The sequence below is a fragment of the Streptomyces sp. NPDC002784 genome, assembly GCF_053592135.1.
Genome location: NZ_JBSFVD010000106.1, coordinates 1 through 3,708, shown reverse-complemented (window position 1 = coordinate 3,708; position 3,708 = coordinate 1). Strand labels below are relative to the sequence as shown.

Sequence of the window (3,708 nt, the reverse complement as noted above, 5' to 3'; positions counted from 1 at the left end):
AGCGAGTACTTTCTGGGGGCGGCCATGGTCGATGTTCCTCTCATGAGAACCATCTGACCCTCTGTCAACACACTCCGCATCTCGGGGGAACCTCACCCAGCCTTGGAGAGCCTCGGTGATGCGCTCGCGGATGAGCGGGGCGTTCGGGCAGTCGGGCACGGTCAGCACCGTGACGCGCGCTGTCTCAGTCCCGGAGTGGTTCATGTCGGACCCCTTCCTAACGTGGTTCTTTTTGCTGTGTTCGGACGGTAGACCTTCCAGTGCGCTGGAAGGTCAAGGGCTAGCCTTGAGTTATGCGCATTGGTGACCTTGCTGCCGTCAGCGGGGTGACGGCGAAGACGCTCCGGTTCTACGAGCAGGCTGGGCTGCTGCCCGCCCCGCCCCGTACTGCGGGCGGTTATCGCGACTATCCGCCACAGGCGGTGCAGCGGCTGTCGTTCATCCGCGACGCTCAGGGCGCGGGGCTGAGCCTGGCCGAGATCCGCTCCGTGCTTGTTTTGCGTGATGCCGGCGCCTCTCCCTGCGCTCATGTCACGGCACTCGTCGAGGCGCATCTTCAAGACATCGACCGGCGTCTGGCCGAGCTGCGCGCCACCAGGGCGGTGCTGCGGGGGCTGGCGGAGCGGGCAGCCGCGACCGATCCCGCCGACTGTACCGACGTCGAGGTGTGCCGCATTCTCACCGGGGCGGGCAGCGCGGTTGGTGAGCGTCCTCACTAAACTGGCCGGCCGGGCCCGCCTAGCGTGAAGGCTCCCAGGACATACCGTCCGGGTTCACGGTGAGGAGCAAGGCCATGCTGCGTGCGGTGTGGAACGGAACGGTGATCGCGGAGACCCCGCGCACGGTGATCGTCGAGGGCAACCACTACTTTCCGCCCGAGTCGCTGCACCGGCAGTACCTCACGCCGAGCAGGACCAGGTCGCTGTGCTTCTGGAAGGGAGTGGCCCGCTACTACAGCCTTGAGGTCGACGGGCTGACGAACTCGGATGCTGCCTGGTACTACCCCAAGCCCAGCCCGCTGGCCCGGAAGATCAAGGATCATGTGGCGTTCTGGCAGGGCGTACGGGTGGAGGGCGCGCCGGAGCCGGACGCCCCGGCAGACAGCGGTCAGTGACCGAGGTGGGTCAGCGGCGGACCAGGTGCCGGAGGGCGACAACGGTCTGCAGGACGGCGGCCGGGCGCAGCAGGACGGGTCGGGGCCGCTCGGGCATGGCGCCGCGGCGCAGGGCGACGCCGGTGACGGTGACGACGGGCAGTGCCCAGGCGGCGATGGCCGCCGCCCGTACGGCGGGGTTGGGTTCGTGACGCAGGGTGAGCCACGTCCAGAACGCGGCGTCGGCGAAGGTGGCGGCGTAGTCGCCGAAGGGGGAGGTCGTGCCCTGGTGGCGGGCAAGGCGCCCGTCGGCGAGATCGAGGCCGACCGCCAGGACGCCGGAGGCGCGGCCGGTTCCGCCGGGCAGGGCGGGGATGTTGGCGCGCAGCAGCGTCAGGATGTCTGCGGGGGCAAGGCGGGTGCGGTGTTCCAGCAGCCCCAGGTGTGAGGCTGCGAGGACCCAGCTGGCGGCCACCCAGCCCGGTCCGGGCCGCCTGCCGGCCGCCAACGTGTACAGGACGGCGTGCAGGGCGGTGAGCTCGGCCAAGGCACGGGGGCGGCGGGCGGCCTGGAGCAACGACCGGTGCGCGGCCTGGCCGAGGAAGCGCACGACGGCTTCGGGGGCGAGGCGGTCTTCTCGCAGCTCGGCCAGCAGCGCGTTCGTCGCGGCGCGGCTGTCGGCCATCGCGGATACGGGCTCCATGCTTCTGGGTCCTCCACCACTCGGGGGTGGCGCTCAGGGTAGGGGGCGACGCGCCGGGAGGAAAGTGAGCGCGCTCACTGATCGGCGGACATGCCCGGCCTAGCGTCGTAGTTGAGACAGGGACGGACGCGTGGAGAGGTCAGGCCAATGGCGTGGATCGGTGCTCTCGGAGTGGTGACCGTGGCGGGCGCGGGCGCTGCGGGCGGGTATCTGGGGCTGGTGACCGGGGCGCTGCCCCTGGATATGGGCGTCGGACGGCGCACACGGCAGCTGGGGCCGCAGACCGTCGACGTCGCGGCACCGCGTGAGGTGGTGTTCGACGTCATCGCCCAGCCCTATCTGGGCAGGGCCACCCGAGCGATGCGCGAGAAGGTCCTGGTGCTGGAGCAGGGCAGTGACATGGTGCTCGCCGCCCATCGCACCCCGGTCGCGGGCGGGCGGCTGACGGCGACGACGGTGGAGACGGTGCGGTTCACCCGGCCGGAGCGGGTCGACTTCCGGCTGGTGCGCGGGCCCGTCCCGGCGGTCACCGAATCGTTCACCCTCACCGAGCACGAGTCCGGTACGCGGCTGGTGTACGAGGGAGAGCTCGCCACGGATCTGTGGCGGGCTGGGCAGTGGTGGGGCGGCCTGGTCGCCCCCCGGTGGGAAGGGACCGTCGCCGCCTCCCTGGCCGCGGTCCGACAAGAGGCGGAGCGGCGCTCGACTCTGCGGTGAGCGGCTCGCCGCTACCGCACGGCGGGCCGACGGAGGCGGTGGAGTGCGGGCGGGTGTCCGTTTCGCGCCGAGAGGGAAGGCGGCGATGAGACATGGTGACGCGGCCGAGCGGGCCGGCGCGGCGGGCCGGGAGACAGCAAGAGTTGAGGCCGACGCTGGGCGGCGCGCCGGCGCCTGAGGAGCGGGCCGCCTCCGCGGTGCCCGCGGTCCGGTGCGGGTGCGTGATCGAGTGGGCGACTGGCTGACCAGGGCGCTCACGCGGGCGGTGTTCTGCTGGCTGCCTCCTCCTCACCGTTGACCGGCCGGGCGCAGGGTCGGCCGCCCCGCTGTGGTGCGTCCGCGCCGCTGGCCGGTCAGTGGCCAGGGCCGAGGTCGGCGAGGGCGTCTTCCACGGCGCGGTGGAAGGTGGGGTAGGCGAACATCATGTGCGGCAGCCGGTCGACCGGGATCTCCATCTGGATGGCCACGGCCAGGCCGTAGAAGACCTATGCTTTCCAGGCCGAGCCCGGCCAGGTGCGGCCTGCGTCCGGTGGCCACCAGCAGGTGCTGTCCGGTGATCTCCTGTCCGCCCTCCAGGGTGAGCCGGAAGGCGTCGTCTGCGTGGCGCACGTCTGCGGCGCGGGCTGCGGTGCGTACGGTGATGCCCTCTTCTTCCAGAACGTCGGCCAGGAGGGTGCCGACGGCGGGTTCTTCTGCGGGCAGCAGGTGCTGCATCGCTTCGACGACGGTGACCGCGGTGCCGAAGCGGGCGAACGCCTGCGCCAGCTCCACGCCGATGGCCCCGCCGCCGAGCACGAGCAATGAGGCCGGGGGCTCCTTGACCGAGACCGCCTGCCGGTTGGTCCAGAACGGGGTCGCCTCCAGGCCAGGGACGGGCGGGATCTGCGGGCGGCTGCCGGTGGCCAGCACCACCGCGCGCCGGACACTGAACGCCTGCCCGTCGGCCTCCACGCGGCCGGGGCCGGCCAGGCGGGCACGGCCGCGGACGAAGTGCCCGCCCTTGCCGGTGAACCGGTCGACGGCCACCTGGTCGTTCCAGTCGTCGGTGGCCTCCTCGCGGATCCGGTCCGCGACCGGCGCGAAGCTGGCGGCCACCTAGCAGGGCTTGGTCAGCTTCGTTTGTGAGTGGCGTGTCTGTTGGGCTGTTGGTGTCGTTGTGATGGTGTGACACCTGGTGAGATGGCCGAGGTCCGGG

The 3,708-nt window shown here is 71.6% G+C and carries 5 protein-coding genes and 1 pseudogene; 3 read left to right on the top strand and 3 right to left on the bottom strand.

Features of this window, described 5'->3' with window-relative positions; genetic code table 11:
• A pseudogene (locus ACWD1Z_RS36775) lies at positions 1-204 on the bottom strand (hypothetical protein); the annotation flags it as partial.
• An 89-nt stretch (positions 205-293) separates the two neighbouring features.
• On the opposite strand from ACWD1Z_RS36775, the gene ACWD1Z_RS36770 reads away from it, so the two are divergent.
• Positions 294-719, top strand: coding sequence for a heavy metal-responsive transcriptional regulator (locus ACWD1Z_RS36770; RefSeq protein WP_451125174.1), 426 nt, complete (start codon positions 294-296; stop codon positions 717-719).
• A 74-nt stretch (positions 720-793) separates the two neighbouring features.
• Positions 794-1,114: a DUF427 domain-containing protein gene (locus tag ACWD1Z_RS36765; RefSeq protein ID WP_451125172.1), complete on the top strand. Its 321-nt coding sequence runs from the start codon at positions 794-796 to the stop codon at positions 1,112-1,114.
• 10 nt (positions 1,115-1,124) lie between these two features.
• On the opposite strand, the gene ACWD1Z_RS36760 is transcribed toward ACWD1Z_RS36765, so the two are convergent.
• Positions 1,125-1,796 carry a CDP-alcohol phosphatidyltransferase family protein gene (locus ACWD1Z_RS36760; RefSeq protein ID WP_451125170.1) on the bottom strand — a complete coding sequence of 224 codons (672 nt, stop codon included), beginning with the start codon at positions 1,794-1,796 and terminating at the stop codon, positions 1,125-1,127.
• A gap of 147 nt (positions 1,797-1,943) precedes the next feature.
• Between ACWD1Z_RS36760 and ACWD1Z_RS36755 the strand changes: the two genes are divergently transcribed.
• Positions 1,944-2,513: an SRPBCC family protein gene (locus ACWD1Z_RS36755; protein ID WP_451125168.1), complete on the top strand. Its 570-nt coding sequence runs from the start codon at positions 1,944-1,946 to the stop codon at positions 2,511-2,513.
• Positions 2,514-2,801: 288 nt separating this feature from the next.
• Here ACWD1Z_RS36755 and ACWD1Z_RS36750 read toward each other — a convergent pair whose 3' ends face one another.
• The gene (locus ACWD1Z_RS36750; protein ID WP_451125166.1) at positions 2,802-3,608 is read right to left on the bottom strand and encodes an FAD-dependent oxidoreductase; all 807 of its coding nucleotides are present in this window, start codon (positions 3,606-3,608) and stop codon (positions 2,802-2,804) included.
• Between the last annotated feature and the right edge of the window lie 100 nt (positions 3,609-3,708).